The sequence below is a fragment of the Enterobacter sp. DVT3837 genome, from assembly GCF_056238685.1.
In genome coordinates, this window is sequence record NZ_JBWDLA010000001.1 from 1,523,481 (window position 1) to 1,542,545 (window position 19,065).

The following is a 19,065-nucleotide window of genomic DNA, read 5'->3' on the forward strand; positions in this document are numbered from 1 at the left end:
GAATACCACAATGTCGGTATGCCTGTTCTCATGGCGTTAAAACAAAGTGAACGTATTATCACCTTGCTGATTATAAAGTGTGATATTGATCACATTGGAAGCTCGACATGTTAAAGCCGTGTAGCGGGTGTCGGGTTGCACCCCTCCGAAATGAGTAGGAGAATGGTTGTTGAAAAGTTGATCCATACTATGCGTAAGACCTGCAGTTTATGTTGCAATAGCAGGCTCACCTTAGTGGTTGTTCAGGAATACCGCTGTGTCTAAACAAAACCGTGCTCCTCACTCGTCGTCATTGCCTGCGGGCATTGTGGAATTGTCGGTGCACAGGCCACCCCACATCACTCACGCCACGCCCGATTTTCTGGCCGAGGAAGTTCCCGTTGCCCTCGTTTACAACGGTATTTCGCATGCGGTGATGATGGCCTCTCCGAAAGATCTCGAGCTTTTTGCCATTGGTTTTTCTCTTTCGGAGGGCATCATTGAGCACCCGCAGGAGATCTACGGCATGGATGTGGTTCAGGCCTGCAACGGCCTGGAAGTGCAAATTGAACTCTCGAGCCGCCGTTTTATGGGGCTGAAAGAGCGTCGACGTGCGCTGGCAGGGCGCACCGGTTGCGGTGTCTGCGGCGTTGAGCAACTCAACGATATTGGTAAACCCGTTACGCCCCTGCCGTTTACTCAGACCTTTAATCTGGCGTATCTCGACCATGCGCTTGAACACCTCAACGACGTTCAGCCGATAGGTCAACTGAGCGGTTGTACACACGCCGCAGCCTGGGTGCTGCCATCAGGTGAAATTGCCGGTGGGCATGAGGATGTGGGTCGCCACGTGGCGCTGGATAAGCTGCTCGGTCGCCGTGCGCGTGAAAATGACGTCTGGAAGCAGGGGGCGGCACTCGTTTCCAGCCGCGCCAGCTATGAGATGGTGCAAAAGTCCGCGATGTGCGGTGTGGAAATTCTGTTTGCGGTCTCAGCCGCAACGACGCTGGCGGTGGAGGTGGCGGAGCGCTGTAACCTGACGCTGGTGGGCTTCTGCAAGCCGGGAAGGGCGACAATTTATACCCATCCTCAGCGCTTAATTGTTGATCAGTAATTTTGAATGATATTAGCAAATCCTTCCGCTTTTAGTTGTTGGTGATGAGGTCTAGTATTTATCTCATCAAGGCACAACGCCTTATCTAAACAACTTAACGAAAGGGTTTAAATCATGAAAAACATCAAAACTTTTGTCGCTGTAATCGCTCTGGCTACTTCTTTCGGTTCTTTCGCAGCACAGACTGTGACCGCAACAGCCTCTACCATTGACGGCGCAGAAGCGAAAATCGCTGCACAGGCTCAGGAAGCAGGCGCGTCATCTTACAAAATTACCCAGGCATTCTCCGGTAACCGTGTACACATGACGGCTGAACTGAACAAATAATCTCGCTTTACCGTCGAAAGAGCGCCCCCGGGGCGCTTTTTTTATTGTATCCCCGCCAGGCGCAGTAGCGCCGTTACCACCGCCGCCGCAACGATCACCACAATTAACGGCATCTTCCGCCAGGCCAGAAACACCGCAAACGCCACGCCCAGCACGCGCGCCATACCCGCAAAATGTTCCCCTTCATAAAAGGTTGTCGCCAGCGCCACGGAAAAGAGTAAAACCGTTGCCGCGTCAGAAAGCAGCGACTGTGAACGCTCCGACAGTGCCAGCCTGCTGCCGAGCTTTGCACCACCCAGACGCATCAGATACGTCCCTGCCGATAAGATGGCAATCCCCAGAATAAAGAATGTCATGTTTCCCATTATTTTTTCCTCGCCGCCAGGCCCAGTAAAGACAGCAGAACCGGCAAACCGACCGGAGCAAACGGTACGGCAGACAGTGACAACACTGCGCCGCTACAGGCACGGATCAGCGTGGTACGGTTTTTAAATGCGGGTACCACTAAGGCCAGTAATATGGCCGGGAACACCGCATCCAGCCCGATGGTTTCTGGATCTGGCAGAAGTTTACCGACCATGGCACCCAGCAGCGCTCCCAGCGGCCAGATAATCGCCACACCTAAACCACATAACCAGTAGGCAGCTTTACGCTGTTCGGGCGTTTTTTGCGACAGGCCAAACACCACGCTTTCATCGTTCATGATGTGACAGCCCAAAAAACTCAAACCACGTTTGCCGACCAGTTCACGCACCGTGACGCCAAACGGCACATGGCGGGCGTTCACCAGCAACCCGGCAGCCGCAGCCGCCAGAGGGTTACCCCCGCTCGCGACAATGCCGATAAACATAAATTCGGACGCGCCCGCGAGTACGGTAATGGAAAGCACAAACGGTACCCAAACAGGAAAACCGTAGGCTATCGCCAGCGAGCCGTATGACATCCCGACCACACCTACGGCGAGACAAACCAGGATGATTGCTTTTATCGTGTCGCCTTTCAGGCAAGAGAAATGATGCTTCATACAATTTTAGCCATATCGAACGTGTATCCATTATAATGAACGCAACAGAACAGTTTTTCAAGACGAACGATTCGTTCGATTTATAGAACAAGAGGCCGTTATATGACGCAGCCAATTAGCGTAATCGCCAAAAGTCTGTTGCGAGAACGCCAGCGAACCGGACTTTCACTGGCGGAAATTGCCCGCCGTGCCGGGATCGCTAAATCCACGTTGTCCCAGCTGGAGTCTGGCAATGGCAACCCTAGCCTGGAAACGCTGTGGTCGCTTTGCGTGGCGCTGGATATTCCTTTCGCCCGTTTACTGGAACCACAACAGCCGACCACGCAGGTGATTCGCCGCGGTGAAGGGACCAAAGTGGTCGCCGGGCAGGCTAACTATGAAGCCATTTTACTGGCGGCGTGTCCACCGGGCGCGCGTCGCGATGTTTACCTTCTGATGACCCAACCGGGTGCAGATCGACTCTCTCAGCCGCATTCGCCTGGCTCGGTAGAGCATATTATCGTGACGCAGGGGCGGGCACTGGTCGGCCTGATTGACGCGGCGGAAGAGCTGAATGCGGGGGATTACATCTGCTATCCCGCCGATCGTCCGCACATCTTTAAAGCTCTGGAGCCAGACACGTATGCGCTGCTGGTGGCGGAACAGAATTAAAGCGCTGGGCAATTTGTGTTAACTCAATGATAGAAATAACAATTTCTCCATTTCCTAAAAGCAAATAACCTTATAAAAATTACGGCATTGATAATCATTTTCAATATCATTTAATTAACTATAATGAACCAACTGCTTACGCGGCATTAACAGCTGTGCCGCCCGACAATAATGGAGAGGATTATGAGTTATACACTGCCATCCCTGCCGTATGCCTACGACGCACTGGAACCGCATTTCGACAAGCAGACGATGGAAATCCATCATACTAAACACCACCAGACCTATGTGAACAACGCGAATGCGGCGCTGGAAAGCCTGCCAGAGTTCGCTAACCTGTCTGCTGAAGAGCTGATCACCAAACTGGATCAACTGCCAGCGGACAAGAAAACCGTACTGCGTAACAACGCAGGTGGTCATGCGAACCACAGCCTGTTCTGGAAAGGCCTGAAAACCGGTACCACCCTGCAGGGTGACCTGAAAGCGGCGATCGAGCGCGACTTCGGTTCAGTTGACAACTTCAAAGCAGAATTCGAAAAAGCGGCTGCAACGCGTTTTGGTTCTGGCTGGGCGTGGCTGGTACTGAAAGGTGACAAACTGGCGGTAGTTTCAACGGCTAACCAGGATTCCCCTCTGATGGGTGAAGCAATTTCTGGTGCATCCGGTTTCCCAATCGTGGGTCTGGACGTATGGGAACATGCTTACTACCTGAAATTCCAGAACCGTCGCCCGGACTACATCAAAGCATTCTGGGACGTTGTTAACTGGGACGAAGCCGCTGCACGTTTTGCTGCTAAAAAATAATCCCTGATATCGGCATCACCGGTTAATTCATAAATGAAGCCTGGTTAATTTCACCAGGCTTTTTTAATTGTTTCCTCTCAGCGTATCAGATTATTTTTACTTAAATTCTAATTAAGAAAATATCAGCACTCGAGGTTTATCTGTATGAATATAATTTGACCTGAAAAATATTCTGGCTGACAGTTGCTAACGCTTTTGTTCTCACCCTTTTCAGGTCAATGTCCATGCATGTTAATAAAAGGCTAACAATATGTTTGCAGGTGTTTTTTGGTAATGACTCCAACTTACTGATAGTGTTTTATGTTCAGATAATGCCCGATGACCTTGTCATGCAGCTCCACCGATTTTGAGAACGACAGTGACTTCCGTCCCAGCCTTGCCAGATGTTGTCTCAGATTCAGGTTATGCCGCTCAATTCGCTGAGTGTAACGCTTGCTGATTACGTGCAGCTTTCCCTTCAGGCGGGATTCATACAGCGGCCAGCCATCCGTCATCCATACCACGACCTCAAAGGCCGACAGCAGGCTCAGAAGACGCTCCAGTGTGGCCAGAGTGCGTTCACCGAAGACGTGCGCCACAACCGTCCTCCGTATCCTGTCATACGCGTAAAACAGCCAGCGCTGACGTGATTTAGCACCGACGTAGCCCCACTGTTCGTCCATTTCCGCGCAGACGATGACGTCACTGCCCGGCTGTATGCGCGAGGTTACCGACTGCGGCCTGAGTTTTTTAAGTGACGTAAAATCGTGTTGAGGCCAACGCCCATAATGCGGGCGGTTGCCCGGCATCCAACACCATTCATGGCCATATCAATGATTTTCTGGTGCGTACCGGGTTGAGAAGCGGTGTAAGTGAACTGCAGTTGCCATGTTTTACGGCAGTGAGAGCAGAGATAGCGCTGATGTCCGGCAGTACTTTTACCGTTACGCACCACGCCTTCAGTAGCTGAGCAGGAGGGACAACTGATGGAGATGGAAGCCACGGGAGCACCTCAAAAACACCATCGTACACTAAATCAGTAAGTTGGCACCATTACCTGTTTTTTTACCTGCACTTCACGTTTTGTAATGCATTCTTGTTCTCGTTTCCCGCGCATGCCGAAACAAATCGGAACGTAGAAATCAATACAAAAAGTGGTGAAAATAATACTACAAAAGTAAAAGATACGCCATCAGATACCCGCGATAGTGATAAAGATATAGCCGGGGTGCTTTCTGGTGCTGGCTCATTATTAAGCCAGGATAATAAAAGTGACGGGTAATGACTCCAACTTACTGATAGTGTTTTATGTTCAGATAATGCCCGATGACCTTGTCATGCAGCTCCACCGATTTTGAGAACGACAGTGACTTCCGTCCCAGCCTTGCCAGATGTTGTCTCAGATTCAGGTTATGCCGCTCAATTCGCTGAGTGTAACGCTTGCTGATTACGTGCAGCTTTCCCTTCAGGCGGGATTCATACAGCGGCCAGCCATCCGTCATCCATACCACGACCTCAAAGGCCGACAGCAGGCTCAGAAGACGCTCCAGTGTGGCCAGAGTGCGTTCACCGAAGACGTGCGCCACAACCGTCCTCCGTATCCTGTCATACGCGTAAAACAGCCAGCGCTGACGTGATTTAGCACCGACGTAGCCCCACTGTTCGTCCATTTCCGCGCAGACGATGACGTCACTGCCCGGCTGTATGCGCGAGGTTACCGACTGCGGCCTGAGTTTTTTAAGTGACGTAAAATCGTGTTGAGGCCAACGCCCATAATGCGGGCGGTTGCCCGGCATCCAACACCATTCATGGCCATATCAATGATTTTCTGGTGCGTACCGGGTTGAGAAGCGGTGTAAGTGAACTGCAGTTGCCATGTTTTACGGCAGTGAGAGCAGAGATAGCGCTGATGTCCGGCAGTACTTTTACCGTTACGCACCACGCCTTCAGTAGCTGAGCAGGAGGGACAACTGATGGAGATGGAAGCCACGGGAGCACCTCAAAAACACCATCGTACACTAAATCAGTAAGTTGGCACCATTACCAAAGTGACGCTATTATAAATTCCTTGATTAATAGCGGTTCAAGTAAAGCCACTAATGAAATTCAACAGTGGTTGCAGCAATTTGGCACGGCCAGAGTGAATATTGGTCTTGATCAGAACTTTTCGCTGGAGAGTGCGAATCTGGATCTGCTGCTCCCGCTGTATGATGATAAAGGCGCCAATTTATTATTCACGCAACTGGGTGGGCGACGCGAAGACGATCGTAACATCTTCAACGCCGGCCTTGGCTATCGCTACTTTGCTGATAGCTGGATGTGGGGGGTGAACGCCTTCTATGATCAGCAAGTATCCGGCAATACGCACCAGCGAATGGGTATCGGTGGCGAATTAGGTTGGGACTACTTGAAGCTCAGTGCCAACGGTTATAAACGCCTTTCCGGGTGGAAAACATCTTCAACACATCAGGATTACGAAGAGCGCGTCGCAGATGGCTATGATGTGCGTACAGAGGGGTATTTACCCGTTTATCCTCAGCTCGGCGCAAAACTGGTCTGGGAACAATATTATGGCGACGATGTTGCCTTGTTTGGTGACGACGATGATGACCGCCAAAAAAATCCTTATGCTGTTACTGCTGGAATTAACTTTACCCCATTCCCCCTTCTTTCATTTGGTCTTAACCAAAAAATGGGTAAGGGTGATCACAATGATACACAGGTTGAATTTAATGTTAACTGGATGCCGGGTGTACCCATTGCAACACAGCTAGACTCCGAAAAAGTCAAAGAGCGCCGCACATTACTTGGCAGTCGAATGGATCTGGTTAATCGTAACAATAACATTGTGCTGGAATACCGTAAGCAGGATCTTATTTCGCTCTCGCTTCCTGAGCGTATTGAAGGCGTTGAATCGAAAACAGTGCCTGTTACTGTGAACGTTAAGACAAAATACCCTGTCGATCATATTGTCTGGCAAGACGAAAATCTGGTTAAAAATGGCGGGAAAATTAGCGAGAAAAATGGCGCCTGGTTTGTTGTATTACCGCATTATGAGCAAAACGGTGCTGAGAAAAATATGTATGTGGTAGCCGCAACGGCTTATGACAATCGAGGAAATAAATCTGATACCGCGCATATGACCGTGGCGGTGAATGGATTTGACGTCACTCAGGTCACTTCTGATACCACTTCCGAAAATACGCATTTGCCAGCCGATGGCGTGAGTACCACACAAGTCATGGTGACGATAACATCCGGTGGCGGGCAGAAAATTACGGGGCTTGCCAGCCATCTGAGCAGCCAGTTGCTCCGCGTGTCCGCACGGAAAAAGACGGTGGGTACCGACCTGGTTAGCGAGAAAATGACGGCGTTTCGGGAACAGTCCGCAGGGGTGTATGTGAGTACATTCACCAGCGGAAGTGTGCCGGGGGATGTGACAATCCAGCCGTTGTACGATACGACGAAGCTGAATAAAACCGTGGTCACTCTTGATGCAACAGACGACTCTCAACACTTTGACCATCTGGAGGCGTCAAAAAATACGGCACTGGCGAACGGTCAGGATGCGATTATGCTGACGGCGCATGTGGTTAATGCGGCGAATGAACCGGTACAAGGTGCGAAGGTTAAATGGCAGGGGGATAACTCGCATGCCGTTTTCTCTGCTGCGCAAAGCACCAGCGATGCGCAAGGTAATGCGACGGTATCGGTCACCAGTCACGATGTACTTAGTCTGACGGTTAACGCGCAACTGGAAAATGGCGAATCGATTACAGGCCCTGCGCTGCAATTCACCGCTGATGCCGATTCCGCCGTCGTGACGCATCTTGAAGCGGATAAGACCGTCGCCAAAGCGGATAATCAGGATACGATCACGCTTACAGCGGTGGTGACTGATGACAGTCAGCATCCGCTGGTTAATCAGCCTGTGCAATGGGCGATAGACTCTGCAAATACGTCGGTACATCTCGCGGATAAACAGAGCAACACCAATGAACAAGGGGTGGCGACGATCTCGATCGCCTCGGCTAAAGCCGGGCAGGGAATTGTTTCCGCCACTGCCGGCAATAGCGAGAGCGTCACCTCTGACAAACTCACCTTTGTTGCCGATAGCGAAAGCGCAACCCTTGGAACTATCACGGCCAGTAAAACCAGTGCGCTGGCGAACGGGCAGGATACGATTTCACTTGAAGTTAAAGTGGAAGATGCCAACAAAAACCCGGTGAAGGGTGCAAAAGTCGATTGGTCTACGGGCAGCGCGACCGCCCACCTTTCCGGGACATCTACTGAAACTAACACTCTCGGGATAGCGACCATTGAAGTCACTTCAGCAAGCATTGAAACGCTTGAAGTGACGGCGACGATGGGCGGACAAACGCAGACATCTCCTGCACTTAATTTTACCGTGGATAGCACAACGGCAGTGGTGAAAACGCTGAATGTCGATAAATCTCAGGCGACAGCGAATAACAATGATCGTATTACGCTGACGGCGGAAGTTGTTGATGCTAACGATCATCCGGTTCCTGCATCAACGTTGCAGTGGTCCATTGTTCAGGGGCAAGGCACATTGAGCGCATCACAGAATGCGACAAATGAGTCAGGTATGGGGTCAGTGACACTCACCGCCACGCAGCAGGGAACCGTTATCGTATCGGTGAATACTGCGACGGGAACTGCGGTGAACTCACCTGAATTGGTGTTTGTAGCCGATACGGCCACTGGCAAGGTTTCGCAGGTGACCACGGATAAAACACTCGCGATGGCCGATGGCAAAGACAAGGTGACTTATACCGCAACCGTGACGGATGCGAATGGCAATCCGCTTCAGGGAATGGATGTAAACTGGAGCGTCACACCTTCTTCCGCGAAACTGTCTTTAGCAACGTCACAGACAGGTGCAGACGGCACTGCGTCAGTAAGTGTGACGACGCTGAAAGCCGGGGACGTAAGCCTCACCGCGCAGGCTGGAACAGGATCCGCCTGGAATGCGCCGGTGGTGACTTTCACTGCTGATAGCACGACAGCGCAGATTGGCGATCTGTCGGTGAGCAAAGCGACTGCGATGGCTAACGGCGTGGACAGCATCACGTTCACTGGCGTGGTAACGGATAAAAACGGTAATCCAGTGAGTGGCGAGACGGCGGCCTGGTCTGTGGTGCCAGCGACAGGTGTGCTTTCCTCGACAACGAGTGAGTCTGATGCCCAGGGAAATGTCTCGGTTACCCTGAAATCAGACCAGGTCGCGGACTATCGTGTGAAAGCGGTTGTTAATGGGCATGAAGAAACATCTGACAGCGTGTCGTTTACGATCGATTCTTCTACGGCAGCGATCCGTTCACTGGTTGCAGATAAAACCAGCGATATCAGCGCAGGAAGCGAGCAAGTCACATTAACGGCAACGGTTATGGATGATTACAATCATCCTGTCGCAGATGCTCCGGTTGTATGGTCTGGTGATAACGCGAGTGGCATATTCAGTGAAACCAGCACAACGACAGATAGTGAGGGTAAAACGTCCGTTACCTACAGTAGCACGCTGGCAACATCGACCATAGTGATGGCTAAGAGCAGTAATAATAGCGAAAAAACAGTGCAACTCACTATTGTTCCCGATCTTCAGAGCGCAATACCCGTAACGGTTGTGGCAGATAAATCCAGCGCTGCAGCCAATGGCGAGGATCAAATCGCATTAACTGCAACAGTAAAAGATCGGTACGGTAACGCGGTCAGTCAGGCCAATGTGGGATGGCAGGTAACGCCTGCGGGGAATTATCAGTTATCCGCCGCGGAGCAGGTGACTGATGATGCTGGTAAGTCAAACGTTATGCTGTCGAGCTCGGATGTTGTCGCCTGCAAAGCGATTGCAACATTCAATGGTGTGAATAAACCCTCTGCGACATTGCGTTATGTTGCCGATGCTGCGACAGAGAAAGTGTCTCAGATTACCTCCAGCAAAACGGCGGATGTGGTGGCTGGCAAAGATGTCATTACGCTCCAGGCCACAGTGGTGGATGAGGGAAACCACCCGGTTAACAATGCCATCGTGCATTGGGGGTCGGATAACGATAGCGGTGAATTCCAGCCTGCCGATAGCAGTACGACGAATAGCGAAGGTATTGCCGAAATTACATTTACGGCTACAAAAGCGCAACCGACGGTCATTGGCGCGGGAATTAACCATACGCAGCAAACGTTGACGGTCAACTACATCGGCAACGCAGATACGGCGACGTTATCTGCCATCAAAGCCGATAAGTCGAAAGCTGTGGCGGATAACGCAGAACGCGTCACCTGGTCGGTGACGGTGAAGGATGCGAATGGCAACCTCTTGCCAGGGATAGTTGTGAACTGGCGCAGTAATGATGCCGCCATGACGTTATCCGGCGACAGTAGCGTGACGGATGCGAACGGTATTGCGACGATAAGTGGCACGACGACAAAAGCAGGTGATGCCGTGATGACGGCAACGCTGGCGGCAGGTGGTCAGTCGCTTACAGCGGCTAAGGTCAGTTTTATCGGCGATGTTAAAACCGCTGAGCTGGTGTCACTCAATGTGGATAAGTCGGTTGCACTCAGCAACGGTGTAGATTCTGCGAAATACACTGTTGAGGTAAAAGACGCTAACCAGAACCTTGTTCCGGACGCGTCGATAAACTGGCAAACCACGATGAACACTCTGTCGGCTGCCAGTACCAAAACGGATGCTTCGGGTATCGCCACTGTCACACTTTCAGGCCATGATATCGGGATGGCAACGGTGACGGCTTCCATTAATAACTCGACGTTGTCTAACGCTAACGTGAAGTTTATTAACACGATTGAAGATACCTGGGTTATTAACTCAGATTCATCAAATTATTCTTCAGCAAAGATCGGTGGGTTCCCGTCATTAGGTTTTGTTACGGTTGATCCAACAAATGGCCCGACTCAGCTGGAATGGGCACCCAGCGGATATTCTGCCGTTTCCACACCTGTCATGCTGACCGACGAAAGTGGGCAGCAGTATATGGTGAATTTGAAAGGGTACAGAGAGTCTGACTGTTCTCTGCGTCCGCTTAATGCAGCCGCGAGCTGCAGCACCAATGGTGGGATGCGTGCGAAATTTACCTACGCTCGCACGGATAATCCGGATTTACCAGCAGGACATTACACCGGGCTGGTTCACTTCCTGGGTAAAGACTGGCACACCAGCTATGCATTTGAGTACAAGTTAACGCTGGATCTTACCGTGAACTAACCGCTAAAAAACTTGCGAAAGGAATAAGGAAAAGCGAGTCTGATGACTCGCTTTTTTGTATCTGCAAAAAGGAGCAGCAATGCATTACCCGGTGAATGTATTTACAGGCAAGGTCAGGGAGTACGACGGCAGCCGCCCGAGTGCCATCGCCAAAGTGCAGGTCGACGGTGAGCTGACGTTAACCGAGCTTGGGCTTGCGGGCGACGAGCAGGCCGAGAGGAAAATCCACGGTGGGCCCGATCGGGCGCTGTGCCACTATCCGCGCGAGCACTATCAATACTGGATAACCGAATTCCCCGAGCAGGCGGACCTCTTTGTCGCACCAGCCTTTGGCGAGAACCTCTCCACCGAAGGGCTGACGGAGAGGGATGTTTTCATCGGCGATATCTTCCGCTGGGGCGACACCCTGATTCAGGTGACGCAGCCGCGCTCACCGTGCTTCAAACTTAACTACCATTTTGGCATCAGCGATATGTCTGCCCAACTGCAAACGGCAGGCAAAACCGGCTGGCTGTACCGCGTAGTGCTGGCAGGGCAAGTTTCTGCGGACGCGCCGCTGGAACTGGCATCACGCCTGAGCGATGTCTCAGTGTATGACGCCTGCGCGATAGCCTGGCATATGCCGTTTGACGACGACCAGTATCATCGCCTCCTGTCGGCGGCAGGGTTATCAACCAGCTGGACAAGAACGATGCAGAAGCGGCGTATTAGTGGGGAGATCGAGGATAATTCGCGGAGATTGTGGGGGAAATAGCGGTTTCTGCAAAAACGAGAGCCTCCGCCTGAATCAAGAGGACAGCACCTTTCTGGCGCTGTCCTCGCTAATCATGAACTTGATACCTGGCCCACAAAAATAGCGTCAGCTTGCCGAAAAAACTTGAGAATTTTCTCCGCTCAAATATTGTGTCTTCAAATTGGTTTAAACCAGATTGCGAGACATGAAAGAAAAAAACAATGTTGATCTCCTGAGAGACCGCTTCGAAAGTTGGCTAGCGGCTAATGATTTTCCGCCGGGCTCCAGACTTCCCTCCGAGCGCGAATTGTGCGAATTGCTTGATGCTAAACGCATGACCTTAAGGCAGGTTTTAATTGAGCTTGAGGTTGCGGCACGTATTTTCCGCAAGAACCGCAGCGGGTGGTTCATCTCTCCCCGGCGATTCATCTACAACCCAAAATCGCTCTCCAGTTTTAATGCGGAGGCGCGTGCGCAGGGGCGAAAACCTTCCTGGGGTTATTTGACCAAAGATGTTGTTGATACCGTCCCTCGTCATATTGAGAAAGCTTTTTCGTCTTCCAGGGCTCCCTACCTGATTACCGGCTGGTGCGGACTGGACGATCATAAAGTTTTTTACCATGAGTCCTGGATTGATGCCGAAGCCGCCCCGGAGTTTATGGTGAAGCTGGAAAACCACGCTTTTTCTAAAGTCTGGGAAGAGCAGTTTGGGCTTGCCTTAACCATCAAAGAGATGATTTTCAAACCCGTCAATATGCCTGAGCTTGCCTGCAAAGAGCTGGGAGTAGCACCCAATACGTACGGTATTTTGGTAGAGAAGCATCGTGCCACCTCTGAAAAGAAAGTGGTTCAGGTTGATCTGGAGTACTGGAGACTTGAATCCGTCGAACTGGTTATTCGTGATGAGTGAGAAAAATTATGGAAAACGTTATCAGAGAAAAACTGGCTGAGCGTGCAAAAAATATTCGTCTTTATTTGCACGCCTATGCCTTTCATTTAAACATGCGCTACGAGAGAGTTCTTCCTGAAGATTTACTGGATATTGCATATCAGAATCATTTATCGGGTGTGAAAGTGCATGTTGAAGACGGTGAATCCTTTTCACTGAGAAATATGCGACCAGAGCAATTGGGTTCTTTTAAAAAGAAAGCCGAGCAATACGGGCTGGATATTCATATTGAAACCAGCGCGTCAGATAAAAAGACCCTGGATGAGGCTATTGCTATTGCGCAGGCCACAGGTGCTACCTCTGTCAGATTTTATCCACGTTATGAGGGGCGTTTAAATTCAGTACTGGAAAAAATCACCCAGGATATCGCTTATCTGGCGCAGTTTGATAATAGCGGTATCCAGTTTACGATTGAACAGCATGAAGATCTCAAAGGACATGAGCTGGTTACACTGGTAAAAAACAGTGGTATGAAAAACCTCTCAATACTCTTTGATTTTGGCAATATGATCAATGCTAATGAAGAGCCAATGGCTGCGTTACGGACTATGTCGCCTTACATCACTCAGGTTCATATCAAGGATGCCAGAGTGATAAAAGAGGGTAAAGGATGGGCGCATGAAGCCTGCCGTACAGGGCTCGGCGATCTACCTGTAGAGATGATGTTGCGTGAACTTTTACTGTTGGGTAACGACCAGGCCCAGGTCACTTCTTTTGGCCTTGAAGAAGAGGTTGATTATTACGCACCAGCATTTCGTTTTGATGATGAAGGAGATAACCCCTGGATACCGTGGCGTGACGCAAGTTTTACGCCACTTCCTGATAATGAACTGGTTGATGCTCGTCTGGCACAGGAAAAAGAGTATGCTATTTCTCAAATTGAATTTATTCGTAATTTGTGCGCTAAATTTATAAATATAAAACAACCTGCTTAATTAATTTAACAGTGTCTTACGGCTTCCTTTTTCAGGGGTGGCCTGGATTTTTATATATTACAGAACGGTTTTCTCTCAAAATTGCAGTGAGGGTGTCGAATATGTTCATGAATAAATGGGCTCGTCTGTGCTTTTTGGTATTAGGTGGTGGGACGATATTTAAGCTTTCCAGCATGAAGGATGTCTTTTATGTCCCAATGCAAAGTGACTGGGGGCTGACAAATACACAAATAGGGCTCAGTTTTACGGTATATACGATTGTGCAAACCACGGGGCTTTTCCTCTCTTTATATATTGCCGACCGCTATTCTAAGAAGATCCTTCTGCCCTTCGGGTTAATTGGTGTGGGGCTGTGTGGTCTCTATTTATCCACGCTGCCGTCTTTCACTGGTTATCTTATTTGCTTTGCGGCGATGGCCTTCTTTGCTGATGTCGTTTACTGGCCGGTGTTATTAAAAGCTGTGCGCCTGTTAGGAACACAAGAAGAACAAGGGCGGTTGTTCGGGCTTCTGGAGGCTGGGCGTGGTGTGGTGGACGTTATTGTGGCTTCTGGCGCGCTGTTCGTCTTTGTGCACTTTGGTGAAGGGAAAGCAGGGATGCAGGCTGGTTTGCTCTACTACACATTCATAACCCTGATGGCCGGTGTTATCACCTACTTCATCGTTGATGATGACCATGTCAAAAACGCTAAAGGAAGCAGCGCAAACATTGAAACCCTGAAAGGTATTAAGCATGTTCTGACCTGCCCGAACGTCTGGTTAGCATCATTTGGTATCTTTTTTGTGTATGCGGCTTACTGCGGTTTAACCTATTTCATCCCGTTCCTGAAAGACATCTACATGCTTCCGGTTGCGCTGGTAGGGGCGTACGGGATCATTAACCAGTATGCCCTCAAAATGGTGGGTGGGCCGGTGGGTGGTTTCCTGGCAGATAAAGTCGCTAAGTCTCCCACGGTCTACCTGAAATGGACGTTCTTGATTTCAGCCGTTGCGATGATGTTGTTTATGCAACTCCCTCATCAGTCGATGAACGTTTACATCGGGATGGTTGCAACGTTAGGGTTTGGCGCCATCATCTTCTCGCAGCGTGCCATCTTCTTTGCCCCGATGGATGAAATTGGAACCCCACGGCAATATGCCGGTTCGGCAATGGCATTTGGTTGTATTATCGGCTATATGCCCGCGATGTTTGCGTACACACTCTACGGCTGGATTCTGGATAACTTTAAAGGGATCACCGGATACAACTATGTGTTCAGCGTGATGATTGCCTTTAGTCTTTCAGGATTTATTTGCTCGACATTGCTGGTGAAACGCATCAAAAAACAGAAAGTTATGTCAGTCAGTGAGGCAGCATAAGATCATGAACCACGACCCCCGATGCAACATCGGGGGTCGTGGGGGTCAGGAACGTTTATACAGTGGCAGCCACAGCGTTAACCGTAATCCGCCCAGTGGGCTGTCGTCAGCTTTCACCCAGCCACGGTGCTGCTGCATGGCGGTTTCAACAATCGCCAGACCCAGCCCCGTACCGCCAGATTCGCGGTCACGCGCCTCGTCGGTACGGTAGAACGGTCGGAAAATCTGCTCGCGGTCTTCCGGACTCACGCCAGGACCATCATCATCGACGATCACGGTGATCCCGTCTTTATCCACCGAGAAGGCGACCTCAATCTTCGTATGCGAGTAGCGCAGGGCGTTACGTACGATGTTCTCCAGCGCACTTTCCAGCGTGTTAGGGTTACCGTACAGCGGCCATGGCCCCGGCGGGAAGTTGACGGTAAAGGATTTACCCATCTGTTCTGCTTCGAACGCCGCGTTGTCTAATACTTCATGCCACAGATGATTGGCTTTCACCGTCTCGCTGACCAGCGCGTTTTTCTGCTGATTGCGCGACATCACCAGCAGATCGTTGATCATGCTGTCCAGACGATGCGCTTCCGTTTCAATACGTTCCAGCTCTTTGCTCTCACCACTGCGACGACGGAGCAGGGCGGTACCAAGCTGTAGCCGTGTTAGCGGGGTACGCAGTTCGTGCGAGATATCCGAAAGCAGCCGTTGCTGCGCCGTCATCATACGCTCCAGCGCGCTCACCATCTGGTTGAAACTGGCACCTGCAGCAAGAAACTCTTGTGGCCCGGATTCCAGCTCAGGATGCTGTCTCAGGTTGCCCTGCGCCACTTCGTCGGCGGCATTTTTCAGCTTACGCGCCGGTTTTGCCAGGCTCCACGCCAGCCATAACAGCAGCGGCGAGCTAACCAACATGGTGACAATCAGCAGCAGGAGCGGACGGTCAAACAGCAGATTGATAAAATCAGACTGGGAACTGCTCGCCGGTCGAATCAGGTAGAGCTGATAATTATCCTCCCCGTCCCTGACAGAAAAAGGCCCCACCATCTCAACGCGGCCATATTTCTTCTTCTGGGGGTGATCGGCGTTATCTGCCTGACCGATAAAGTTACGGATAATCTGCATTTCATTGCGATCGGCACCAATGACTCGGCCTTCACTGGTGACCAGCAGCAGGCGTTGCCCGGGTGGTGCCCACTTGTCGATAGCGCGAAACAGCCTGCGCCACCACATCAAATCGTTTGGCGGGTCATTTGCCAGCTCGGCTTCGACGTGCTGCTCGATCATCACGCCCTGACGTTGCTCGCTGTCGAGAAGCTCCGTCATCTGGCGTGAGTCGAGTTTTGGCAACATCAGTACGAGCATTAAAACCAGTGCCAGCGTCAGCCAGAAAATGGCGAAGATGCGGGCGGTTAAGCTTCCTATCATGAAGCGGAGACCATCAGATAACCGCGACCACGCAGGGTTTTAAACCATGGGTGACCGTCTTTACGCTCCGGCAGCTTACGGCGCAGGTTAGAGATGTGCATGTCGATGGCGCGGTCAAACGGCGTGAGACGCTTGCCCAGCACTTCCTGGCTCAGATGTTCACGCGATACCACCTGGCCGAGATGTTGCGCCAGCAGATAAAGCAAGGTGAACTCCGTGCCGGTCAATTCCAGCGCCTGGCCGTCGAAGCTGGCTTCCTGGCGGCCCGGGTTCAGGCTCAGGGAGTCCACTTCCAGCGTCGGCGAACTGTTGTCGGTATTCTGCTGCTGCTCGCTCCAGTGCGAACGACGCAGGATAGCGCGAATACGGGCGACCAGTTCACGGTCGTTGAACGGTTTCGGTAAATAGTCATCCGCACCCAGTTCAAGGCCAAGTACGCGGTCAAGTTCGCTGCCGCGTGCGGTCAGCATAATTACGGGTGTCTGGTGTGTCTGGCGAAGCTCTTTCAGCGTATCAATGCCGTTTTTCTTCGGCATCATGACGTCGAGCAAAAGTAAATCGATGCTGTCGTCAAGGAGACTCAGCGCCTGCTCGCCATCATGGGCAACCAGAACGTTGAAACCTTCCATGTCGAGCAACTCCTTTAAAAGGGATGTGAGCTCTCGGTCATCATCAACTAACAGGATTTTATTCATTGTTTAAATACCTCCGAGGCAGAAATTACGACATCAAGGCTGTCTAATCCATGACTTTACGTTGTTTTACACCCCCTGACGCATGTTTGCAGCCTGAATCGTAGACTGTCTCTCGTTGAATCGCGACACGAAAGATTTTGGGAGCAAGTGATGCGCAAAGTTACCGCTGCCGTCATGGCCTCAACGCTGGCGTTCAGTGCGTTTAGCCAGGCTGCTGTAGCTATCATCAGCGATAACGGTTCCTCACAAGAGGGCACAACGCAGCACAGTAGCCAAAGCCATATGTTTGACGGCATAAGTTTAACCGAACATCAGCGTCAACAGATGCGAGATCTGATGCAGAGGGCAAGACATGACCAGCCCCCTGTTAATGTTAGCGAAATGGAGACAATGCATCGCCTTGTCACCGCAGAAAATTTTGACGAAAGCGCTGTACGCGCTCAGGCAGAAAAAATGGCACAGGAACAAGTTGCCCGCCAGGTAGAGATGGCGAAGGTCCGCAACCAAATGTTCCACCTGCTAACGCCCGAGCAGCAAGCGGTTTTGAACACCAAACATCAGCAGCGTATGGACCAGCTGCGTGAGGTTGCACGGATGCAGCGAAACTCGGAAACGACGTTTTTCAGTAGCAATAGCAGTACCCGTAGTAACCAGTAAACCCTGTTTTCCTTGCCATAGACACCATCCCTGTCTTCCCCCACATGATGTGGGGGTTTTTTTTATCAATCACTTACCTCTGTATTCAAATCAAAACAACGACTTAAAAAGAGTTGTGAAGGTTTGGAACGTTTTCAAATTTCCCGGAGTGTGGACAGTATGTGGACACTCCGGGGCGCATTTTATGCCGCAATTCCTCCCTGCAATGGATTCAGTGTAACCGCGTTTTGCAGGTAGTCAGGCGACAGGTGCGCATAGACCATCGTTTGCTGAATATTCGCATGCCCCAGGATCTGTTGCAGGGCGATAATATTCCCGCCGTTCATCATGAAATGGCTTGCAAAAGTGTGTCGCAGGATGTGTGTTGCCTGGTTTTCCGGAATGTCCGGCTTAACCGCCCGCAGTATTTTGCAGAACCTTTCATAATCCACTTTGAACAGCTTCCCGCTGGCCTCTTTTTTCACCTTGTTTTCCAGCTCTTCAGAGATCGGCACCGTTCGCTTTTTCCCGTTCTTGGTCTTCAGGAACGTGACGCGGCAGTTAACGATATTCGACCGCTTAAGCGTGGCGACCTCCGACCATCTTCCGCCGGTACTCAGGCATAGCAGGGCAACTAACAGATAATCCCCCTCCAGCACGCTCAGCAAACTGTTGATCTCTTCCCGCTCCAGGAATGTCATTTCCGGGTTTTCTTCCGCCAGTGGTGGAAGCCCGTTAACGGGGTGTTGACCGCTAAATTCCTCAATCTGTATTAACTTCGTAAACATGCCGGATAATCGGTACATCTCGCGATTAATCGTTGATGCTTTGATCCCGGCATTCAAACGGCTTGAGCGGTAATCCATTAAATCCCTTTTGCTTAACCGACTAACGACGGGATCGCCGAGGCCGCTTATTGTCTTCAAAAGGTGATTGAATTCCTTTTTGCCGTTTTCATGGTTTTGCCCGTGGTACCGCCACCAGGCGTCGAGCAACTCACTTAAAGGCCGCCGGTCGGCGCGCTTACCAGCCCATTCTTTTTGGCTGGCGTTCGCTATCGTGTATTGCTCAAACGCTGTAGCTTCTGCCTTTCTCTCAAAAGTCTTGCGGATGCGGCGTCCTGCTGCCCCGCGCGGTCTAATGTCCACCATGTAGCGACCATCATCGAGCTTCTTAATCGACATAAGAAAGCCCTCCGGCGCAGATATCACTTTCTTGG

Annotated in this window: 17 protein-coding genes; 10 read left to right on the plus strand and 7 right to left on the minus strand. The window is 50.9% G+C overall.

Annotated features, from left to right (window positions below; translation table 11 throughout):
• Nucleotides 1-256: 256 nt before the first annotated feature.
• Both fdhD and AC0XWG_RS07370 read left to right on the plus strand, forming a co-directional pair.
• Nucleotides 257-1,093 (plus strand): formate dehydrogenase accessory sulfurtransferase FdhD, encoded by an 837-nt coding sequence (gene fdhD, locus AC0XWG_RS07365; protein ID WP_475680505.1) that lies wholly within the window; start codon nt 257-259, stop codon nt 1,091-1,093.
• Between the two features lie 114 nt (nt 1,094-1,207).
• Complete coding sequence (locus AC0XWG_RS07370; RefSeq protein ID WP_128348430.1) at nt 1,208-1,420, plus strand: YdgH/BhsA/McbA family protein; 213 nt, start codon at nt 1,208-1,210, stop codon at nt 1,418-1,420.
• Nucleotides 1,421-1,461: 41 nt separating this feature from the next.
• On the opposite strand, the gene AC0XWG_RS07375 is transcribed toward AC0XWG_RS07370, so the two are convergent.
• Both AC0XWG_RS07375 and AC0XWG_RS07380 read right to left on the minus strand, forming a co-directional pair.
• Nucleotides 1,462-1,785: an AzlD domain-containing protein gene (locus tag AC0XWG_RS07375; protein WP_028018135.1), complete on the minus strand. Its 324-nt coding sequence runs from the start codon at nt 1,783-1,785 to the stop codon at nt 1,462-1,464.
• On the minus strand, nt 1,785-2,444 hold the full coding sequence (locus tag AC0XWG_RS07380; RefSeq protein WP_028018134.1) for an AzlC family ABC transporter permease: 660 nt from the start codon (nt 2,442-2,444) through the stop codon (nt 1,785-1,787). Before AC0XWG_RS07380 ends, AC0XWG_RS07375 begins: the two co-directional genes overlap by 1 nt.
• Nucleotides 2,445-2,546: 102 nt before the next feature.
• Here AC0XWG_RS07380 and AC0XWG_RS07385 point away from each other — a divergent pair, with 102 nt between their 5' ends.
• Both AC0XWG_RS07385 and sodA read left to right on the plus strand, forming a co-directional pair.
• On the plus strand, nt 2,547-3,095 hold the full coding sequence (locus tag AC0XWG_RS07385) for a helix-turn-helix domain-containing protein (protein ID WP_128348431.1): 549 nt from the start codon (nt 2,547-2,549) through the stop codon (nt 3,093-3,095).
• Between the two features lie 183 nt (nt 3,096-3,278).
• On the plus strand, nt 3,279-3,899 hold the full coding sequence (gene sodA / locus AC0XWG_RS07390; protein WP_010436906.1) for a superoxide dismutase [Mn]: 621 nt from the start codon (nt 3,279-3,281) through the stop codon (nt 3,897-3,899).
• Between the two features lie 284 nt (nt 3,900-4,183).
• Here sodA and AC0XWG_RS07395 read toward each other — a convergent pair.
• Both AC0XWG_RS07395 and AC0XWG_RS07400 read right to left on the minus strand, forming a co-directional pair.
• Nucleotides 4,184-4,881, minus strand: a protein-coding gene (locus AC0XWG_RS07395) for an IS1 family transposase (protein ID WP_223216367.1) whose coding sequence is annotated in 2 segments (ribosomal slippage) — nt 4,184-4,632 and nt 4,632-4,881 — 699 coding nt in all. Because the reading frame shifts where the segments join, the coding sequence is not laid out codon by codon here.
• Between the two features lie 289 nt (nt 4,882-5,170).
• Nucleotides 5,171-5,868 (minus strand): IS1 family transposase gene (locus tag AC0XWG_RS07400; protein ID WP_223216367.1). Its coding sequence is split into 2 segments (ribosomal slippage): nt 5,171-5,619 and nt 5,619-5,868, totalling 699 coding nucleotides; the frame shifts between segments, so codons are not numbered across the junction.
• 78 nt (nt 5,869-5,946) lie between these two features.
• Here AC0XWG_RS07400 and AC0XWG_RS07405 point away from each other — a divergent pair.
• From AC0XWG_RS07405 to AC0XWG_RS07425, 5 genes are all read left to right on the plus strand, one after another.
• Nucleotides 5,947-11,121, plus strand: a complete 5,175-nt coding sequence (locus AC0XWG_RS07405) for an Ig-like domain-containing protein (RefSeq protein WP_475680506.1) — start codon at nt 5,947-5,949, stop codon at nt 11,119-11,121.
• Nucleotides 11,122-11,200: 79 nt separating this feature from the next.
• Complete coding sequence (yiiM, locus tag AC0XWG_RS07410; RefSeq protein WP_128348433.1) at nt 11,201-11,875, plus strand: 6-hydroxyaminopurine reductase; 675 nt, start codon at nt 11,201-11,203, stop codon at nt 11,873-11,875.
• 184 nt (nt 11,876-12,059) lie between these two features.
• Nucleotides 12,060-12,764: a UTRA domain-containing protein gene (locus tag AC0XWG_RS07415; RefSeq protein ID WP_028018130.1), complete on the plus strand. Its 705-nt coding sequence runs from the start codon at nt 12,060-12,062 to the stop codon at nt 12,762-12,764.
• Nucleotides 12,765-12,772: 8 nt separating this feature from the next.
• Entirely contained in the window at nt 12,773-13,738 is a 966-nt protein-coding gene (locus AC0XWG_RS07420) for a sugar phosphate isomerase/epimerase family protein (protein WP_475680507.1), read from the plus strand.
• Between the two features lie 107 nt (nt 13,739-13,845).
• On the plus strand, nt 13,846-15,096 hold the full coding sequence (locus tag AC0XWG_RS07425; RefSeq protein ID WP_028018128.1) for an MFS transporter: 1,251 nt from the start codon (nt 13,846-13,848) through the stop codon (nt 15,094-15,096).
• Nucleotides 15,097-15,141: 45 nt separating this feature from the next.
• On the opposite strand, the gene cpxA is transcribed toward AC0XWG_RS07425, so the two are convergent.
• Entirely contained in the window at nt 15,142-16,515 is a 1,374-nt protein-coding gene (cpxA, locus tag AC0XWG_RS07430; RefSeq protein ID WP_028018127.1) for an envelope stress sensor histidine kinase CpxA, read from the minus strand.
• The gene (cpxR, locus tag AC0XWG_RS07435; RefSeq protein WP_028018126.1) at nt 16,512-17,210 is read right to left on the minus strand and encodes an envelope stress response regulator transcription factor CpxR; all 699 of its coding nucleotides are present in this window, start codon (nt 17,208-17,210) and stop codon (nt 16,512-16,514) included. Before cpxR ends, cpxA begins: the two co-directional genes overlap by 4 nt.
• Before the next feature lie 150 nt (nt 17,211-17,360).
• On the opposite strand from cpxR, the gene cpxP reads away from it, so the two are divergent.
• Nucleotides 17,361-17,867, plus strand: a complete 507-nt coding sequence (cpxP, locus tag AC0XWG_RS07440; RefSeq protein ID WP_108091208.1) for a cell-envelope stress modulator CpxP — start codon at nt 17,361-17,363, stop codon at nt 17,865-17,867.
• 182 nt (nt 17,868-18,049) lie between these two features.
• Here the strand turns inward: cpxP and AC0XWG_RS07445 are convergent, their stop codons facing one another.
• On the minus strand, nt 18,050-19,030 hold the full coding sequence (locus AC0XWG_RS07445) for a phage integrase (protein WP_475680508.1): 981 nt from the start codon (nt 19,028-19,030) through the stop codon (nt 18,050-18,052).
• Nucleotides 19,031-19,065: the final 35 nt, after the last annotated feature.